Origin of the sequence: Actinoplanes sp. NPDC048791 (assembly GCF_040650095.1) — a bacterium.
In the GTDB taxonomy this organism is placed as follows: domain Bacteria; phylum Actinomycetota; class Actinomycetes; order Mycobacteriales; family Micromonosporaceae; genus Actinoplanes.
Map to the genome: position 1 here is coordinate 1 of NZ_JBEZGQ010001501.1, position 1,535 is coordinate 1,535.

Annotated in this window: 2 protein-coding genes; both read right to left on the reverse strand. The window is 73.5% G+C overall.

Annotated elements, in window-relative coordinates; translation table 11 throughout:
- A partial coding sequence (locus AB0C29_RS47845) for a PmbA/TldA family metallopeptidase (protein ID WP_360834950.1) occupies window positions 1–501 on the reverse strand: 501 nt, incomplete at its 3' end.
- A partial coding sequence (locus tag AB0C29_RS47850) for a TldD/PmbA family protein (RefSeq protein ID WP_360834952.1) occupies window positions 498–1,535 on the reverse strand: 1,038 nt, incomplete at its 5' end. The genes AB0C29_RS47850 and AB0C29_RS47845, both read right to left, overlap by 4 nt.

The window sequence follows — 1,535 nt, forward strand, 5'->3', positions numbered from 1 at the left end:
GGCGGCCCGGCCCTCGACGGCCTGGCCGGCCGTGTTTGCGAAGCCGCCCGAGGAATACGTCGTGCGGCAGAAGCCGGCCGTCTCCAGCCCGCCAGCGGCCCGGACGAAATCGCGGACGCGGGCGGCGCGCTCGTGCGGGCCCGCGGCGGCGGTGGCCTCGTCGAAGGCGGGGGAGTCCCGCAGCGGCGTGGGCGGGGTGAGGCCGGGCCAGGCCTGGTCGGGCGGGGACAGGCGGGAGGCGGCGATCGTGCGTTCGACCAGCGACTGCAGGCCGTCGGCGTCGGTCACCGTCGTGGAGCCGCCGGCCGTACGGCCGTCGAGGTGCACGCGCAGGCGCACGGTTGTGGTGGCGTCGGCGACGTTCTGGTGGATCGCCGAGTTCGCGAAGCGGGTCAGGGCCTCAGCAGAGTGGGCCGCGACTACCTCGGCCTCGGCGCCCGGGCCGGCCAGCCGCCGGGTCAGCTCGACGACCCGGGCCGCCAGATCAAGCTCGGCACTCATCCCCGCACCCCCACGCGCACGTTGGTGAACCGGGCCGGGGCGGCCGGGTGGCCGGTGTGCCCGATCTGACCGGGCTGGCCCTTGCCGCAGTTCGGCGTGCCCCAGGCGACCGACTCGGAGGACAGCATGTCCATCGACTGCCAGAACTTCGGGCCGATCCCCGTGTACGTCGGGTTGCGCAGCATCCGCCCGCGCTTGCCGTTCTTCACTTCGTACCCGATTTCGCAGCCGAACTGGAAGTTGAGCCGGCGGTCGTCGATCGACCAGGACCGGTTGATGTCCATCAGCACGCCGTCGTCGGTCGCCGCGATGATCTCGTCGAGGGTGTGCGGGCCCGGCTCCAGGCCGACGTTGGTCATCCGCACCATCGGCAGCCGCGCCCAGCCGTCGGAGCGCACGCTGCCGGCGTAGTCGAGCCCGGCCATCGCCGCGGAGTCGCGTCCGGCCAGCACGCCCACCCAGCGGCCGTTGCGGACGGCGTCGCGCTTGACCGCGGGTGAGCCCTCGTCGTCGTAGCCGAAGCTGCCCAGCGCGCCCGGGATCGTCGGGTCGATGGTGATGTTCATCAGGTCGGAGCCGTACCGCAGGGTGCCGAGCTGGTCCAGGTCGAGCCAGGAGGTGCCGGCGAAGGCCGCCTCCCAGCCGAGGATGCGGTCGAGCTCGATGGCGTGGCCCACCGACTCGTGGATCTGCAGGGCGAGCTGCTCACCGCCGAGGATCAGGGTGGTCTCGCCGGACGGGCAGAGCGGCGCGGTCAGCAGCGCCCGCGCCTCGTCGGCCATCCGGGCGGCGTTGTCGGTCAGGGCCAGCTCGTCGACCAGCTCCCATCCGCGGGTGCCGTACTGCCCGCGGTGCGAGGGCCAGGACCGGCGCTGGATCTCGCCGTCGCCGTACGCGCTCGCGGTGATGCCCGCGCCGCACTCGCGGATGTGCTGGTCGATGCGGTGACCGTCGCTGGAGGCAAACCACTTGCGGGTGTCCCAGATCTGGTAGATCCCCTCGGCGAGGTCGGCGCCCGCGTCGCGGGCGGCCGC